The following is a 14,891-nucleotide window of genomic DNA, read 5'->3' as shown; positions in this document are numbered from 1 at the left end:
GAGGGAGAGATGACAAAGCTGGACAAGCTGGAGCTGCAATCAGTCGACGTGACGCGCAGGAACGTCGAGGCACTGGCCGCGCTATTCCCGCAAGTCGTCACTGAGGGGCTTGATGACGACGGCAAGCTCATTCATCAGGTCGACTTTGAGGCGCTCCGGCAGGAACTCAGCGATTACGTCATCGAGGGCAAGGAGGTCTATCAGATCGACTGGCCGGGCAAGCTCGCCGCTGAGTTCGCTTCCAATGCCCCCATCACCAAGACGCTGCGACCCAACATAGGCGACTCCATTGACTTCGACACCACGAAGAACCTCTTCATCGAAGGCGACAATCTCGAAGCGATGAAGCTGCTCCAGGAGTCCTACCTTGGCAAGGTCCGTCTGATCTACATCGACCCGCCTTACAACACGGGCGGCGACCTCGTCTACCGGGATGATTTTTCGTCCTCGACACAAGAGTTCCTCTGGAAGTCGCACCAGGTGAACGAGGCCGGCGAGAAACTCGTGTCGAACACCGAGGCGAACGGGCGGTTCCATTCCGACTGGCTGAGCATGATCTACCCCCGGCTTCGACTCGCCAAGCGCTTCCTCGCCCAAGACGGGGTGATCCTCGTGAGCATCGACGACGCCGAGCAGGCATCCCTTCGCCGTCTCATGGACGAAGTCTTCGGAGAGCAGAATTTCATCGCGCAGCTCGTCTGGGAGAAGGGACGCAAGAACGATGCGAAATTCTTCTCAGTCGGGCATGAGTACGTCATGGCTTATGCGAAGTCCCAGTCGACGCTTCGTGAGCGCAAGACCGCTTGGCGCGAGGAGAAGCCCGGAGCACGTGAGATCTGGGATGAGTACTTGCGCTTGCGTGAAAAGCACGGCAACAACGATGCCGCGATCGAGACTGATCTTTCGGCGTGGTTCCGTGCCCTTCCGACTTCCGATCCATCGAAGAAGTGGGCACGATATAAGCGCGTCGATGCTAACGGTCCGTGGCGTGATCAGGACATCTCGTGGCCTGGTGGAAACGGGCCAAGGTACGAGATTCTTCATCCGGTCACGAAGAAGGCGTGCAGGATTCCGGAACGCGGCTGGATCTATAGCGACCCAGAGAAGATGCAACAGATGATCGATCTTGGTGTCGTTGTATTCCGAGATGACGAGTCCGAGCCGCCGTTCCGTAAGGCTCACCTGAAGCCGCTCGACTATGAGGCGGTCGCTGATGGCGATGACGAGGCCGACACGAGAGCACAGGACGCGGAACTTGCGACCCAGGTACGTGGCTCCTACTTCTACAAGCAATCGCAGGTGTCTGTTCGCCACCTGCGTGACCTCATGGGCGCGAAAGTGTTCAACAACCCCAAGGACCACGAGGTCTTGTCACGACTGTTCGAGTACGTCCTGGGCGGCAAGGATGGCATCGTCATGGACTTCTTCGCGGGGTCCGGCACGACTGCCGAGGCTGTGTTCGATCTCTGCGCCCGCTCGGGGCTCAACTGCCCGGTGATCCTGGTGCAACTGCCCGAGTTGCTCGAGGACAACCTAAAGTCGGCGACCGGCTCGGCGAAGACGACCATCCAGAACGCGATCAAGCTCCTCAACCAGCTCGAGAAGCCCCTGACCATCGCCGAGCTGACCAAGATCCGCATCCAGAAGGCCGGTGAGCAGATTCTTGCTAGCCACAACTCGTCCGGTTGGAACGGCGACGTCGGCTTCCGCACGTTCACCGTCGACACGAGCAATTTCGCCGATATCACCACGACTCCGGATACCGTCAATCAAGACACATTGCTCGACCTCGTCGAGAGCGTCAAGGGCGACCGCGGCGGCCTGGATGTCTTGTTTGAGGTGCTCCTCGCATGGGGGCTCGACCTCGCGGCCCCGATCAGTCTCGAGACGGTCGCGGGGCATCAGGTGTACGACGTCGAAGACGGGGCACTTCTTGCCTGTTTTGACGATCAGCTCGACGAGGCGTTGATCCATGAGCTCGCACTGCGCGCTGCCGCCAACACCACGCAGAAGGTCGTGTTCAAAGACGCGGGCTTCGCCTCGGACGCGGCCGCGATCAACGCACACCAGGTCTTCGAGCAGCTCTCTCCCGACACCACGGTGAAGGTGATCTGATGAAGCTGCACTTCAAGGTCCAGGACTATCAAACCGCCGCCGTCGACGCGGTGGTGGACTGCTTCCGTGCTGTGCATAGGCAGCCGTTCGCCGACAACATCACCTACAAGATCGACCCCGGTCGGACGGCTGGTCGACGTGGCCAGCCCGAGTTGGCGCACGGCGTCGATGAGGCCGCCGCACAGACGGGTTATGGCAACAGCGCCGTTCTGCTGAACCCAAGCCAGCTCCTCGACAATGTCCAGGCCGTCCAGCGACGCACGAGCGGACTTCCGCTGTCGGGGGAGCTGATTTCCAGCCCAGCGGCGGCGCTGAACCTGGACGTCGAGATGGAGACCGGCACTGGAAAGACCTACGTCTACATCAAGACGATCATGGAACTCCACCGGCAATTCGGCTGGTCAAAGTTCGTCGTCGTCGTTCCCAGCATTGCGATCCGCGAGGGCGTGAAGAAGTCCTTCGAGATCACGGCCGACCACTTCCTCGCGGAGTACGAGACTCAGGCCAGAGCGTTCGTCTATGACTCGGAGCATCTCGAAGACGTTGAGACATTCTCGTCTGACACCGGCATCCAGGTGATGATCATCAATGCACAGAACTTCAATCGTGACGCCAAGAAGGCCGACCAAGATGCAGCCAAGACTGGTAAGGCGTCGGGCCTGAAGATGTTCAAGGAGCTCGACGGTTTCAAGTCCCGTCGCCCCATCGACGTGATCGCCGCGAACCGCCCGATCCTCATCATCGACGAGCCGCAGCGCCTCGGTAGCAACCCATCGAAGCCCAGCGAGACGCTGAAGGCGCTCGGGCGGTTCAACGCCCTCTTCGCCTTGCGCTACTCGGCGACGCATGCCATTCCACACAACAAGGTCCACCGACTGGATGCGCTCGATGCGTACAACAAGAAACTCGTCAAGAAGATCGCCGCACGCGGCATCAGCGTGAAGGGCCTCGCCGGCAGCAGTGCATACCTCTACGTCGACGGTATCGAACTCGGGAAGGGACCTGACTTTCCCAAAGCACGCATCGAGATCCAACACCAGCCGAAGAACGGGAGCATCACCCTAAAGACCATCAAAGTCAAGAAGCGCGATCGGCTCCATGACCTCTCAGGCGGCATTGAAGCGTACAACGGTCTCGTCATCGACGACATCGACGCGATCGCGAACACCGTCACGCTCATGGATGGGCAAGTGCTCCACGGTGGACAGGTCACGAAAGATGTGACCGACGAGCAGAAACGACGTCTCCAGATTCGGGAAGTCATCCGGGCGCACCTCGACAAGGAGCGGCAGCTCTTCGGGCACGGCATCAAGGTGCTATCGCTCTTCTTCATCGACGAGGTGCTGAAGTACCGCGATTACGACCAGCCCGATCGGCTCGGCGAGTACGCCCGCGTCTTCGAGCAGGAGTACGAGGCGCTCAAGATCGAGCGGCTCAGCGAACTCGACCTCGACGAATCAGGTGAGGCGTATCGGGCATTCCTCGAGCGCGACGCGGTTCGTGATATCCACAACGGCTATTTCTCCGTCGACAAGAAGACCGGGCACTGGATCAATAGCGATGCGTCCGACGCGTCCGACGAAAAGGGCAAGGGCCTTTCCAAGGACGCCGAGGCGTACGACGCAATCCTGCGTGACAAGGAGAAGCTCCTCGACAGCGACTACCCACTGCGGTTCATCTTCAGCCACTCGGCACTGCGAGAGGGCTGGGACAACCCGAATGTGTTCACGCTCGGGTTCCTCAAGAAGGCGACCGCAGGCGATTCTCGTCGCCAGGAGGTCGGTCGCGGTCTTCGCCTCGCCGTCGACCATAACGGCGACCGGGCGGACAACCCCGTAACGGTCCACGACATCAACGTGCTCACTGTCGTCACTGAGGAGTCCTATGCTGACTTCGTTCGAGGGTTCCAGACGGAGACGCTTGGCCTGCTCACCGCGCGGCCGCGGAAGGCTACGCCCGAGTTCTTCGTCGGGGCTGTCCTGCGTGACGTGATCGCTGGAGCTGAGCACAAGCTCACGCTCGACGAGGCGAAGCAGCTCCAGCACTGGCTCATCAAGCACGACTTCATCGATTACGACCAGCAACTCACTGACAAGTGGCTCGGACGCGGCGACCTCCCCGAGATTCCGTCCATGCCACCTGAGCTGCAGCCCTACTTCTACCAGGTCGCCGAGCTGATCGACTCGCTCCACGTCCAGGCGCCGAAGGTCGACGACGGGCGCAAGGCGAAGGTCGTGCCGATGAACAAGGCGAACTTCCACAAGAAGGAGTTTCAAGAGCTCTGGGCGCGCATCAATCGCCGGGTCGTCTACCAGGTTGAGTTCGACTCGCAGGAGCTCATCGACAACTGCACCCGAGTTCTCGACACGTCGCTTGAAGTTGCTCGGCTCCAGTATGTGGTGACCGAGGGTATCCAGCGAGACATCATCCAGGCAGAGGACCTGGAGTCTGGGGAGAGCTTCAAGACAACCCGAACTAAGTCGTCGGAGTCGACTCTGAGCGCCAGCTCGACAGTCCCATACGACCTGGTCGGCGAGATAGCGGAGAAGACCAACCTGACCCGCCTCACCGTTGCGACCATCCTCCGAGGCATCCGACCTGACACGTTCGCGAAGTTCAAGCAGAACCCAGAGCAGTTCATCACGGAAGCGGCGCGGCTCATCCGTGAACAAGCCGCAGCGACGATGGTCGAACACATCGAGTACGACATCCTTGAAGACCGCTATGACGCGTCCATCTTCACGGAGAATCAGACAGCTCAGGACCTTTCGAAAGCGATCCACACGCCGAATCGGAACGTCTACGAGTATGTCCTTGACGATTCCCAGGTCGAGCGCGAATTCGGCGCCGCGCTCGATATCAGTGAAGAAGTGGCGGTCTTCACCAAGCTTCCACGAGGCTTCAAGATCCCCACACCTATCGACTATTACAACCCCGACTGGGCGATCGCCTTTCAGGAAGGGTCTGTCAAGCACGTCTACTTCGTCGCCGAAACTAAGCACTCGCTGTCGTCGTTGGAGCTGCGCGGCGCCGAGAAGGCGAAGATCGACTGTGCGAACAAGCTCTTCGAGAAGCTAGATCAGGTCGCTGGGACTCCGGGCATCAAGTATCACGGCGTGACGAGCTACGACCAGCTGCTGCAACTCGTGGGGGCATAGTTTCAGCGGTATCAAGCTGTGGTCGGCCAGCCCGTTGAAGTAGTGCTTGGACGCGGTCCGTGGCCGATCTCAGTTGTGCAGTCATTCAACGAACTCGGAGCGCCCGATGTACTCGGTCCGCAGGCCGAGCGCACTGGCGATGGCATCGAGGAAAGCCTCGTTGGTGAGGAACCATTCTTTGCCTACCTCACTCCGTTGCGCCACCACTCTCCGAGGATTGTCGTGACCCGCCGTGCTCAGGAGTCGATGGAAGTCCCGCTCCGTCTGGTCGAGGTCGCGGTCTCCGACGCCATACACCCGTACGACAACCAGAGGCTCAGGAATGTGCGCTCGTGCGCCGAGACGATGCTGGCGGATGCGCACACCGACGTTCTCGGACTTTCCGATCTTTATGAGCGTGTTCGCTTTCGCGTCGACCGGGTTCTCGAGATACCAGCCGTATGAGAAGGCGTAGATGCCAATCTTTCCTACGAGCGCGCCAGTTACCGCACGATTTTCCTCGTCCTGTTCCGCTTCGGATAGCGATTCATCTGCGGCGTCATCGGACGTTACTGCTTGCTCGGCCAGCGCAAGATGCGTGTTTAGTATGTTCAGAGCTTCAACGCTGAGTGCGGTCTTGTTCCGTTTGATCAACGATCTGAGGGCGCTGGCGGTCTGGCGTCGGAGCTGCACCCCAGTCGAGACTTTTCCGTTGAGGATTGCTTCGATGTAAGCGCGGTAGCTGTAAACGAAGTTGGGCGTCTCAATGTTCAGTCGGTCAGCGACTTCTTGCGGGCTGAGTCCCCCATCGATGTACAGGCGGTACACGTCGCCAAGTCGTGACTGGTCTTCGTAGAGAAGCTGCCGGATCTCCTCGAGCGGGGCGAGAGGAGCATCGTTAGCGGTCTCGTCATCATCGATGTTTTGCCCTTCGGACACCACGGGTATGTCAGCGGATGGTCGGCTTGACTCAACGTCGTCCACATTCGGTACTGCAGCAGAGGCGCCCTCTTCGAGCTTCGATGGGGCTAGCGCGCCTCCGGATGGCGCGGCGGAGAATGATTCGCTCACTAGATATGTCTAGCGCATTGCGGTCGCCTTGATCGATGCGCACGGGTGCCAACAGCTGCACACCGTCATCAACGCGCAGGACGAGCTCGTCGCCAGCACCGACCCGGCGTGGATCGGAGCGCTCGCGCGCCACGGATACACACTCGACGACGCGGGAGAGATCGCCCAACTCGCCGGCGCGGTTCGGCCTCTCTCTCGGCGGTCAGCGCAGATCGTACGCGGCTGATCGCGGAGTGGTCGGCGGCGTACAGCGGTTCGGCACCGATCATCGACACTCTGAACCAGATCGATAGACGCGCCTGGCCGGTGACGCGTCCGAACAAGCCGACCGATCTCGACGAGACCTCGTGGGAGACGACGGTCCGCGACGAGATCGCAACGATCCATCCGCGCCTGGTCCTCCCGCGCGCGGCCGGCCCTGTCGAGGCCGCAGATCTGCAGGCCGTCGACCTCGAGCTGCTCGCGGCGCAAGCGGTCATCGACGCGGATGAGCGGTCCACTTCGACCGGCGGACGCTTCAGCGCGGTCGACCTCCGCGCGGGCGCGATCCGCGCGCTTTCTCGCACCGGGCTCGTCGCCGAGCGCACCATCGGCCGCGGCGCCGCGGCTCTACTGTGAACTTAGGCCACACCGCGGACGTCGGGCGCCCCGGTGCGAGCGCGCGCGAGTGGTTTTCGAGCCTGCAGAACTTCGCCGCGGACCCACTCGGGCCGCGTCACCTCCCGCGCGCCAACTCCAACGCCAGCGACGTCCTGTCACTGTGTCCCAGCTTCCTGAGCAGCGCCGAGACCGCGTTCTTAACGGTGCCGTGAGCCAGGTGCAGGCGCGCCGCGATCTCCGCGTTCGGTAGCCCGAGCGCGAGCAGGTTGGCGACGGCCTGCTCCGTCTGCGTCAGGTCGGGGGAGAGCGGGGGAGCGGCAGCGCTGTCACGGCTGAGCGCGACGCGAGCGACGCGCGGGTCGATGACCAAGCCGCCATTTACGACCTGCCTGATCGAGTCGAGCAGGCGTTCGGCTGAGACATCCTTCAGAAGAAACCCCGCGGCGCCCGCTTCGAGCAGCGATCGAACGAGTTCCGCATCGTCGAACGTCGTGAGGGCGAGAACGGGCAGACCCGGATGATGCACCGCGCACTCTCGGACGAGCCCGAGCCCATCGAGGACGGGCATGCGCGCATCCGCGAGCACGATGTCGGGGCGGACGGTCGGGATGAGCGCGAGCGCCCGCGAACCGTCCTCCGCTTCGCCGACCACCTCGACGCCGCTGTCGGTCTCGAGGATCATTCGCAGGCCGCGACGAAGAAGCTCCTGATCGTCGACGACGAGCACCCGGATGACGCTCACACGACTCCCGCCGGCACGTTCACGGCTTCCGGGGTATCCGCAGTCTCGCCGCCAGCCCGGACGGGCAGCAGCATCGAGAGTCGGAAACCCGACGCTCCTCCCTCAACCGCCAGCGAGCCGCCGAGCTCCTCGGCCCGTGCACGCAGCGAGCGCAGGCCGAAACCCGCCGCCTGCGGTGTCCCACCCTGGGACCCGACGCCATCGTCGTCGAGTGTCGCCTGAATCGACGTGGCGCCGACCTCGATGCGCAGGCCGGCGGTTGCAGCATCCGCGTGTCGGATGACGTTCGTCAAACCTTCCTGAACGAAGCGGAGGAGGAGCAGTGCGTGCTCGCGTGGCAGAGAGCGCTCGTCCACGATCTCGACCATGACGGTGAGCCCCGTGCCACGGAAGCTCTCTGCCAGCGTCCGGAACGCGTCGAGGTCGCCGAGCTCGCCGAGCTCGATCGGATGCATCGCACGGACGAGTCGCCGCATCGCTTCCAGGCTCTCGCCGACGACCGCTCGGGCGTGGACGACCTCGTCGCGCGCTGCAGCCGGATCGGCGACGCGGCTCGCGTAGTCCAGCGAGAGCCCGACCGCCGTGAGGCGATGGCCGAGGTCATCGTGCAGTTCGCGAGCCGTACGCTCCCGTTCCTGCGCGAGGACCAGATCGCGATCGGCGGCGTACCGTCGCTGCAGCTCGGCGTGCGCCGCGTCGAGCCGCGCGAGAGCATCCTGCAGATCGTCGTTCACACGCAGACTGTCTCGCAGCACGACCGCGACCGCCGCAGCGATCCCCGCGAGAACTGCCGTGCCGATGGCCTCCGCGAGCATGAACTCTGCCGGGCTTCCGCTGGCGAGATGCAGGGACAGAACGATGACGACGAGCGTGGTCGCATAGCCCCACAGCACTCTCGTCGCGGAGAACGTGACGCCGAGCATCAGCAAAGCCGCCCAGATGATGCCGTAATAGAGGGCGCCGTTGCCGAACGACATCACGACGACGGCGATGACGGCGAACAGGGCGGCCGCAACACGCGAACGCTGGCCCGACCTGCGCCACAGCACCCAGACGGCAATGGCGACAGCCGTCAGAACCGTAACCGTCGCGGTGAGCCAGAGCGGGCGGATGTCGTAGGAGTAGAGCACCATCAGAACCGGACCGGCCAGCCCCAGGCTCACAGCGATGTCGAGCAGACCGGTACGAAGAGTCGGAATGCGCGCCATGGCTTCAGCGTATGCAGGCGACGCGGGTCGTGGCGGTGACCCGAGTCACGACTTTCGCCCGGCGAGGAGTAACTGCCGGAACGAGCGGGACTGACCCGAGGACGATACTCAGCCAAAGGCCGGCTTCTAGCTTTGCGACATGACCTCCTCACCGGCATCCAGCGCCGCACCTTCGGGCGATTTCATTCATCCACCGGGCCAGCCCCGACTCGGTGTTGGTCCGGTCGGCATCGTCGTGAGAGCGGTCGTCGCGGTCGCGATTCTGATGGCGGCGAACCTCGTGGCGGGGGTGATTCCCGCCGTTGTGGTTCTGATTCCGGGGGCGGCGGAGGTCTTCGGCGGTTCGTCGCCGTGGGGGGTCGCGCTGGCCGCAGTCGTGCAACTGTCGGTGCTCGGATTCGTCCTACTCGTGCTGCGCATCTGGATGACCACAGTCGAGCGCGCACCCCTGCGAGCCGCAGGGTGGAGCTGGCGACGCAGCTCGGGTCTGTGGCTTGCGCTCGGCATCGGAGTCTCCGCGCTCACCGTGGTCATCGTCTATGCAGCGCTTCCGGCGATCGGCCCCGTCCGAGACGACGAACTTCCCGGCGGAGAACAGGATGTCGTGCTCGTCAGCGCGCTGCTGATCATCTACTACCTCGGGCTCGCCTTCGTGCAGCAGTCACTGCCCGAGGAACTGCTGTTCCGCGGATGGCTGCTCTGGCGACTGCGCGACCGCCCCGTCTTGGCGATCACAGTCACCACGCTCGTCTTCACCGCCATCCACCTGGTGTCGCAGGGCGGACAGCAATCGGTCTCGGAGCACGTGCTGTACCTCGCGCTTCCGCTCGGGTTCTCCCTGCTCGCCGTCGGGCTGCTGCTGTGGACCGGGTCGCTGTGGGCCGCCGTCGGCGTGCACGGAGGCTTCCACGTCGGCAACTACATCGCCGTGGCGGCGATGCCGGAAGTGGATGCCGTCAGCTCGTGGCTCGCGATCGGGGGAGTGCAGGGGGTTATCGGGCTCGTGCTGACGGTCAGCGCGCTTCGCCGGGGAAGGACCGTCCCGTGCTCTTTGCCGGCGAAGCGGTCAGCACCGTGACGATGATCTGTTCCGGTGCTGACCGCGAGGACCTGCTTGACGCAGGTATCCGGCGACGACCTCGTTGACCCGGTTGATTCGTGCAACGACCCGGAAGAGTTCCCCGGCGCGGTCGGTTGTGAACGCGCGGTTCAGCTTGAACGTCTCGCAGCTGCCGGAAGAAACTCGCTTCCACTGGAACTCGTCGAAGATGGTGTCGGTGTTTCTGATGACGGGGGAAAACGTCGATCAGATCGCCGCCGGGAATCGCGCCGGAGCTCGTGCGTATGTGTGGGACGTGGACTGATTTGCGGGGTGATTGGTGAAGTAGGCGACGATGGCGAACGTGTTGTTTTGAGGTATGACGGCGCTGTTGTGGGGATAGGCAGATCGATGGCAACGGATGAATGCGACCCGACTGACGCCGTGTCGATGTCTGCGGCGCTGGCTCGCCATCGTGCCGACAACGCTACGGGCGTGACGGTCTCGACCGTAACCCTCGACCGTAACCGTCTCGCCGGATTGGATGCTCGGACGCTCTGGCGCGCCGACACGAGTGTCGGATAGCCTCCCCAGCAATGAACAAGGGCGAAGGTGTGTTGCTCGGTGTCTCCGCTCTGGCGGTCGCCGGCCTCGTCGCGATGGCCGTGCCGGCTTTCGCATCTTTCTCGAGCTCCACCGCCTCCGACTCCGGGGCGTCTGTTGAGCACACGGCAACGGATCAGGGGCCGGCTAGCCCGCCGACAGATGCTGCCATCGAGACGACGTCTCCTGTCGGCACCGACGACGAGCTCCCCGGGTATCAGGACATCGGTGGTGGAATCGCCATCCCGACCATAGGGCCAGGCGACTGCCCGACGTGGGCCGCGATCCATCCCTACGATGCGGGCAATCCCGCGGCGAGGCTCGGTGGAACCATCACAGACCTCGGCCCGGCCCCCTACGCATCTGGCGAGGTCGGGCTGAACGATGAGGGCGAGATCTCGACTTACACGGTGGCGTCCGGCGACACGGCGTGGGGCATCAGCGATCGCCTGTGCATCGACTACGTCACTGTGATGTCGTATAACGGCAAGTTCATGCCCCCGGTGGAGATCCAGCCCGGCGACATCCTGATCCTCCGCCCGTAGCGCTCGGCTAGCATTTTGGCATGGCTGAAACTCCCCGGATCATCGACGTCTCGATCGGGAGCGACGGCATCCGCCTCGGCCAGTTTATGAAGTTCGCGGGCCTGCTCGACTCGGGCGGTGACGTGAAGGAAGCCATCATCGACGGCTTCGTCACGGTCAATGGCGAGGTCGACCGCCGCCGCGGACGCCAGCTGCAGCACGACGACGTCGTCGTCTTCGACGGACGCGGGGCTCGGGTTCGTCCGTAGCACCGAGATTCCCTCGCGAGGGGCCAGCGCCGCCCTTCTCAGGGGCCTACGGTCCCGGTAACGGTCGGGCGCGGGAAGTCCGACGGCAGGACAGGCGGTGCATCGTCGTTCCCCCGACCGAAATTGGTGGCCCCGAGGATCACGAACGTCACGACGATCGCAACGTACACGACGGCTCCGACGACGAAGCCAGGGCTGACGGACCTACGGCGTACGGACATCAGATTCGGTGGCGGCCTTTCTCACGCGCCTCGGCGGGCGAGCCGCGACGGGAGGCGATTGATGTCGATGCTAGCCATTCACTCCCTTGCTAACAGATGAAAAGCCACCCGCATCCCACCTCGCCAGCACCCGCCCTGAGCTGCGCCGAACTGTCGGCATGGAACAGTTCCTCGACGCTGACGTGCCCGCAGGGCGCGGGCCCGTCGCCGACATCCCGCTTCCGCCGTTCGCGACGGCCGCCGACCACCGGCGGTACCTCGACATGTTGCAGCTCTACCTCGCCATGCTCGATCCCGGCGCGCCCGCTACGAACACGGTCATCCTGAACGAAGCTCTCGCCGCCGAGCGTCAGAGCGCGGATGCCGGGCCTCTCAGCCCCCTCGCGCTGATCGCGAGCCTCTCGTCGTTCTTCCCCGCGCCCTGGACCCCTGACGCCCTCGCCGCAGCCCTCGCCGGTCGCATCGGCGCGCCCAACCGCCACCGCGATGCGTGGCGGTGGATGGGTGACCCGGACTTCTCCGCCGTTCCGCGCGCGGGCGGCGGCTGGGACATCGTCCGCCACGAGCGCGGATCGTTCTCGAACGGAGTCCTCGCCCACGACGGCGACCTCGTGCTGCTGTGGATGGACCACTTCCGGTCGCGGTTCCCCCTGCCCTTCGGCCACTCGTACGAGTGCAGCGACGCGGCCCTCCTCGCCCCCGCAGTCGGCGCCGCTCGCCGCGCCCACGATGTGAACACCGCCTATCCGTACCTCGTCACCTGGCGTGCCGCGCGCGACGCGGCGCTCGGGGGCGCCTGGGGTCGTCGTTGACGCGTTGCGAACATTACTGATTCAACAGCGCCGACTCGCCACAGCTGAGTCGTAGTGGGCTTTGTGGACGGCTGCTCGTGAGTCGGCTTTCAGATGCGCGAAAGCTCAGTGGCTGACACAGAGACCCCAGTCCCGCTAGTCGACAGATAGTTCGAGGATCGACCCGTCTGAGGAGTAGGCGACGGCCTGGGCCGCGTCGTCGACGCCTGCGGCCACCGTGGCGCGCTGAGAGGGCTCGAGCTTGGTCCGCGCGAACGACTCCTGAGCTTGGGTCACCCCAACCTCGTCGAAGCCCCTCAGCTCCTCGGCGACATGTATCTCAACGCCCTGGAAGAGTCGCAAGCGCTGATCGCTGCCGGTCGCCTCAATCACCACCTCTATACCGACGAATTTGCCCAAGTCGGTTACGCGCTGTGCGATTGCTGGCTGTCGATCTGACCCCCGTCGTTCATGCTTCGGAAGCCATCTCGACGACGCGTCATACTGCCCACTGAACTCAGCCTGCGCGGCTCGGTCCACGTTGGTGGCGCTCGCAAAGAGTTCGTTGGGGTCGACGTCAACCTTCAGGACGTCCTCCCTTTTACGTCCCTCGCGGCCGCGCCAGTAGGTCAGTTCTTCCGCAGAGGGCTCCCAGGTCATCGGATCTTCTTCCGGGTCCACGGCCAAGACTGTGATGCCAGACGAGTTCGATACCGTCGAAACCGCCAGCCCCGTTAGCGCGCGGCCATTCACAGTCAGACCCGCCAGCTGTGTGACTGCTCGAGCAAGTTGCGCTTTGGCGTTCGAGTGGTTAACGGTCCCCTTCGTCTCCAGGAGCTCAAAGACTTTCGCGCTGGGGTTTGTCGGATTCGGATAGGATAAGAGGTAGTCCGGTTGACGCTCGCCGTTGCGCTGAAGGTTCGGGACCTGACCGCGGTAGAGGGCTCGATCGACGTCTATGGCGGTGATGGGTCCAACTGCAGGGTTCCGTGATCGGCACCATTCCTTCGCGGCCACGATGCCGAACCCGATACCAAGCTCCTCGGAGAGCACGCGCCGCTGGTTCGGGCCGATGAACTGGAGTGCCGCCCCATCGAGTAGCAACGCTCTTGTGGTCGGTTTGATCGCGAAAACTCCGAGGTGCCGCAACACCGACCAGCGTCGCGTCACCGCCGATATCTCAGGATCGTCGTTCAGAGCCGTTCCACGGGCGAGTTCCAACATCGCCGCGATCGGTCTCAAGAAAAGGTCACGGTCCAGCCCTTGAGCCGCGATGACTGATCCCTTGTACGGAAGCCCTGGTTTGGCCAGGACAAGGTCACCTTGCAGAGTCGCTACTTCGGCTGCCAATTCCGGCCCGCTTTGGCCCTCGACTCGTACTGTGGTGCCCATCGTGCGGATTGCGTCTGCCAGCGTCATGAGCACATCCTCCCCGAAATACGCGCAAAAAGAAACGCGCTCATATTCCTGCACGCTCCCGTCCCATCAGGCCTGCCATGCTCTACCAACCCGGGCGGGTGTGACTCGATGCATCGATGAGGGTTAGCCCCGACGTCCTCATCACAGATGATGAAAGCCTGGGTATTGCGGGCTTTCTGGGACGATACGCTCAACACCCCGCATGGTCGGGCGTTGACGCTCTCCCGCCCCTCGCCCGTAACGCGGCTTCTGCTGAACGTCTTCTGCGGCGAGTCACCTGAACTGCCCCGCATACTCTGCCGCTACTGCTCGAGGGGACGGCGCCACCCCCGTCGCCGCTCAGCCGTTGATCGATAAGGTCGATACATGTCGTCGCGCCTTCTCTGCGTTGCTGTTCTTGCGGTCGTGATGGTGACCGTAGGCGGCTGTTCTAGTCATGGCAGTGACGATGGCCCGTCGCAGTCACAGGCGGGCTCCCAAGAAACTCCATCCACCAGGATCACGAGCCCGACGCCGACGCCGAGCCCACCCTCATCTTCGGAACGGATCGTGATTCCCGACTGTTCCGGCCTCATGAGTATCGAGCAGGTGCGCGTTGCTGTGAACGACGACCGCGTTCAAGGGCCGGATCCTCTTGATGTCATTGAGGCGCCCAACGTTTTGGGACCTGCAGCACAAGAGCTCTTCCGGTCCGCAACAGAGCTGGTGGGTTGCACCTACGGCATTCCCCAGACCGATGGGGGCTTCTACGTCATCGTGGTCGCCGTCGAGTCACCGGCGGCGTCGGAGGTGGTGGCTGCGCTCGCCGTTTCTGACGAGTACGCGCACACTACGCGCGGCGAGGTCGAGATGTTCTCCAAAGACGTCCCAGAAGGGATAGGAACGCACCTCGGGTACGCATTCGCTGGCGGCGCGTGGGCGATCGTTCAAGGCACGATGGTCGGTCCCGAAACTTCAGTTAACGTCGCCGCAGATGCCGTCACTGCTGTGCTTGAGTGAGCGGGTGCATCGGGGCGACGCCAGCCCCAGCCGTTAGCACGACCGTAGGTCCTCGTAGTGTGAAGGGAACCATCGTCCAGTGCGTCGTCAACGTCGGCCGTGAGATCAACTGCAGCAGCGAGCGTCCATCCCGGCCGCTAGCCGGTTAACGGG

Annotated in this window: 13 protein-coding genes; 9 read left to right on the top strand and 4 right to left on the bottom strand. The window is 63.3% G+C overall.

The window, feature by feature from the left end; genetic code table 11:
* The first annotated feature begins 9 nt into the window (after positions 1–9).
* Complete coding sequence (locus tag CI089_RS00420; protein WP_218823002.1) at positions 10–2,115, top strand: site-specific DNA-methyltransferase; 2,106 nt, start codon at positions 10–12, stop codon at positions 2,113–2,115.
* Positions 2,115–5,273: a restriction endonuclease gene (locus CI089_RS00415; protein ID WP_094259778.1), complete on the top strand. Its 3,159-nt coding sequence runs from the start codon at positions 2,115–2,117 to the stop codon at positions 5,271–5,273. Before CI089_RS00420 ends, CI089_RS00415 begins: the two co-directional genes overlap by 1 nt.
* Positions 5,274–5,354: 81 nt before the next feature.
* Here CI089_RS00415 and CI089_RS00410 read toward each other — a convergent pair whose 3' ends face one another.
* Positions 5,355–6,323 carry a GIY-YIG nuclease family protein gene (locus CI089_RS00410; protein ID WP_094259777.1) on the bottom strand — a complete coding sequence of 323 codons (969 nt, stop codon included), beginning with the start codon at positions 6,321–6,323 and terminating at the stop codon, positions 5,355–5,357.
* A gap of 28 nt (positions 6,324–6,351) precedes the next feature.
* Between CI089_RS00410 and CI089_RS16525 the strand changes: the two genes are divergently transcribed.
* Together CI089_RS16525 and CI089_RS16520 are read left to right on the top strand one after the other, a co-directional pair.
* Positions 6,352–6,549: a hypothetical protein gene (locus CI089_RS16525; RefSeq protein ID WP_256977327.1), complete on the top strand. Its 198-nt coding sequence runs from the start codon at positions 6,352–6,354 to the stop codon at positions 6,547–6,549.
* 80 nt (positions 6,550–6,629) lie between these two features.
* Positions 6,630–6,941 (top strand): hypothetical protein, encoded by a 312-nt coding sequence (locus tag CI089_RS16520; RefSeq protein WP_256977326.1) that lies wholly within the window; start codon positions 6,630–6,632, stop codon positions 6,939–6,941.
* Positions 6,942–7,038: 97 nt separating this feature from the next.
* Here the strand turns inward: CI089_RS16520 and CI089_RS00400 are convergent, their stop codons facing one another.
* Positions 7,039–7,665, bottom strand: a complete 627-nt coding sequence (locus CI089_RS00400; protein ID WP_094259776.1) for a response regulator transcription factor — start codon at positions 7,663–7,665, stop codon at positions 7,039–7,041.
* A complete protein-coding gene (locus CI089_RS00395; protein WP_094259775.1) occupies positions 7,662–8,873 on the bottom strand; it encodes a sensor histidine kinase in 1,212 nt (403 codons plus the stop codon). Before CI089_RS00395 ends, CI089_RS00400 begins: the two co-directional genes overlap by 4 nt.
* A 139-nt stretch (positions 8,874–9,012) precedes the next feature.
* Here CI089_RS00395 and CI089_RS00390 point away from each other — a divergent pair, with 139 nt between their 5' ends.
* From CI089_RS00390 to CI089_RS00375, 4 genes are all read left to right on the top strand, one after another.
* Positions 9,013–9,951 carry a CPBP family intramembrane glutamic endopeptidase gene (locus CI089_RS00390; protein WP_094259774.1) on the top strand — a complete coding sequence of 313 codons (939 nt, stop codon included), beginning with the start codon at positions 9,013–9,015 and terminating at the stop codon, positions 9,949–9,951.
* A 557-nt stretch (positions 9,952–10,508) separates the two neighbouring features.
* Entirely contained in the window at positions 10,509–11,060 is a 552-nt protein-coding gene (locus CI089_RS00385) for a LysM peptidoglycan-binding domain-containing protein (protein ID WP_094259773.1), read from the top strand.
* A gap of 20 nt (positions 11,061–11,080) precedes the next feature.
* Positions 11,081–11,308 (top strand): RNA-binding S4 domain-containing protein, encoded by a 228-nt coding sequence (locus CI089_RS00380; RefSeq protein WP_023954721.1) that lies wholly within the window; start codon positions 11,081–11,083, stop codon positions 11,306–11,308.
* A 379-nt stretch (positions 11,309–11,687) separates the two neighbouring features.
* Positions 11,688–12,341, top strand: coding sequence for a hypothetical protein (locus tag CI089_RS00375; protein WP_094259772.1), 654 nt, complete (start codon positions 11,688–11,690; stop codon positions 12,339–12,341).
* Between the two features lie 135 nt (positions 12,342–12,476).
* Here CI089_RS00375 and CI089_RS16145 read toward each other — a convergent pair whose 3' ends face one another.
* Entirely contained in the window at positions 12,477–13,739 is a 1,263-nt protein-coding gene (locus CI089_RS16145) for a hypothetical protein (protein ID WP_143738827.1), read from the bottom strand.
* A 366-nt stretch (positions 13,740–14,105) separates the two neighbouring features.
* Between CI089_RS16145 and CI089_RS00365 the strand changes: the two genes are divergently transcribed.
* Positions 14,106–14,738: a hypothetical protein gene (locus CI089_RS00365; protein WP_143738826.1), complete on the top strand. Its 633-nt coding sequence runs from the start codon at positions 14,106–14,108 to the stop codon at positions 14,736–14,738.
* Positions 14,739–14,891: the final 153 nt, after the last annotated feature.

This window comes from Microbacterium sp. Yaish 1 (assembly GCF_002245215.1).
Classification (GTDB): Bacteria; Actinomycetota; Actinomycetes; order Actinomycetales; family Microbacteriaceae; genus Microbacterium.
The sequence above is the reverse complement of the archived record's forward strand: the minus strand, read 5'-3'. Positions and strand labels throughout refer to the sequence as shown.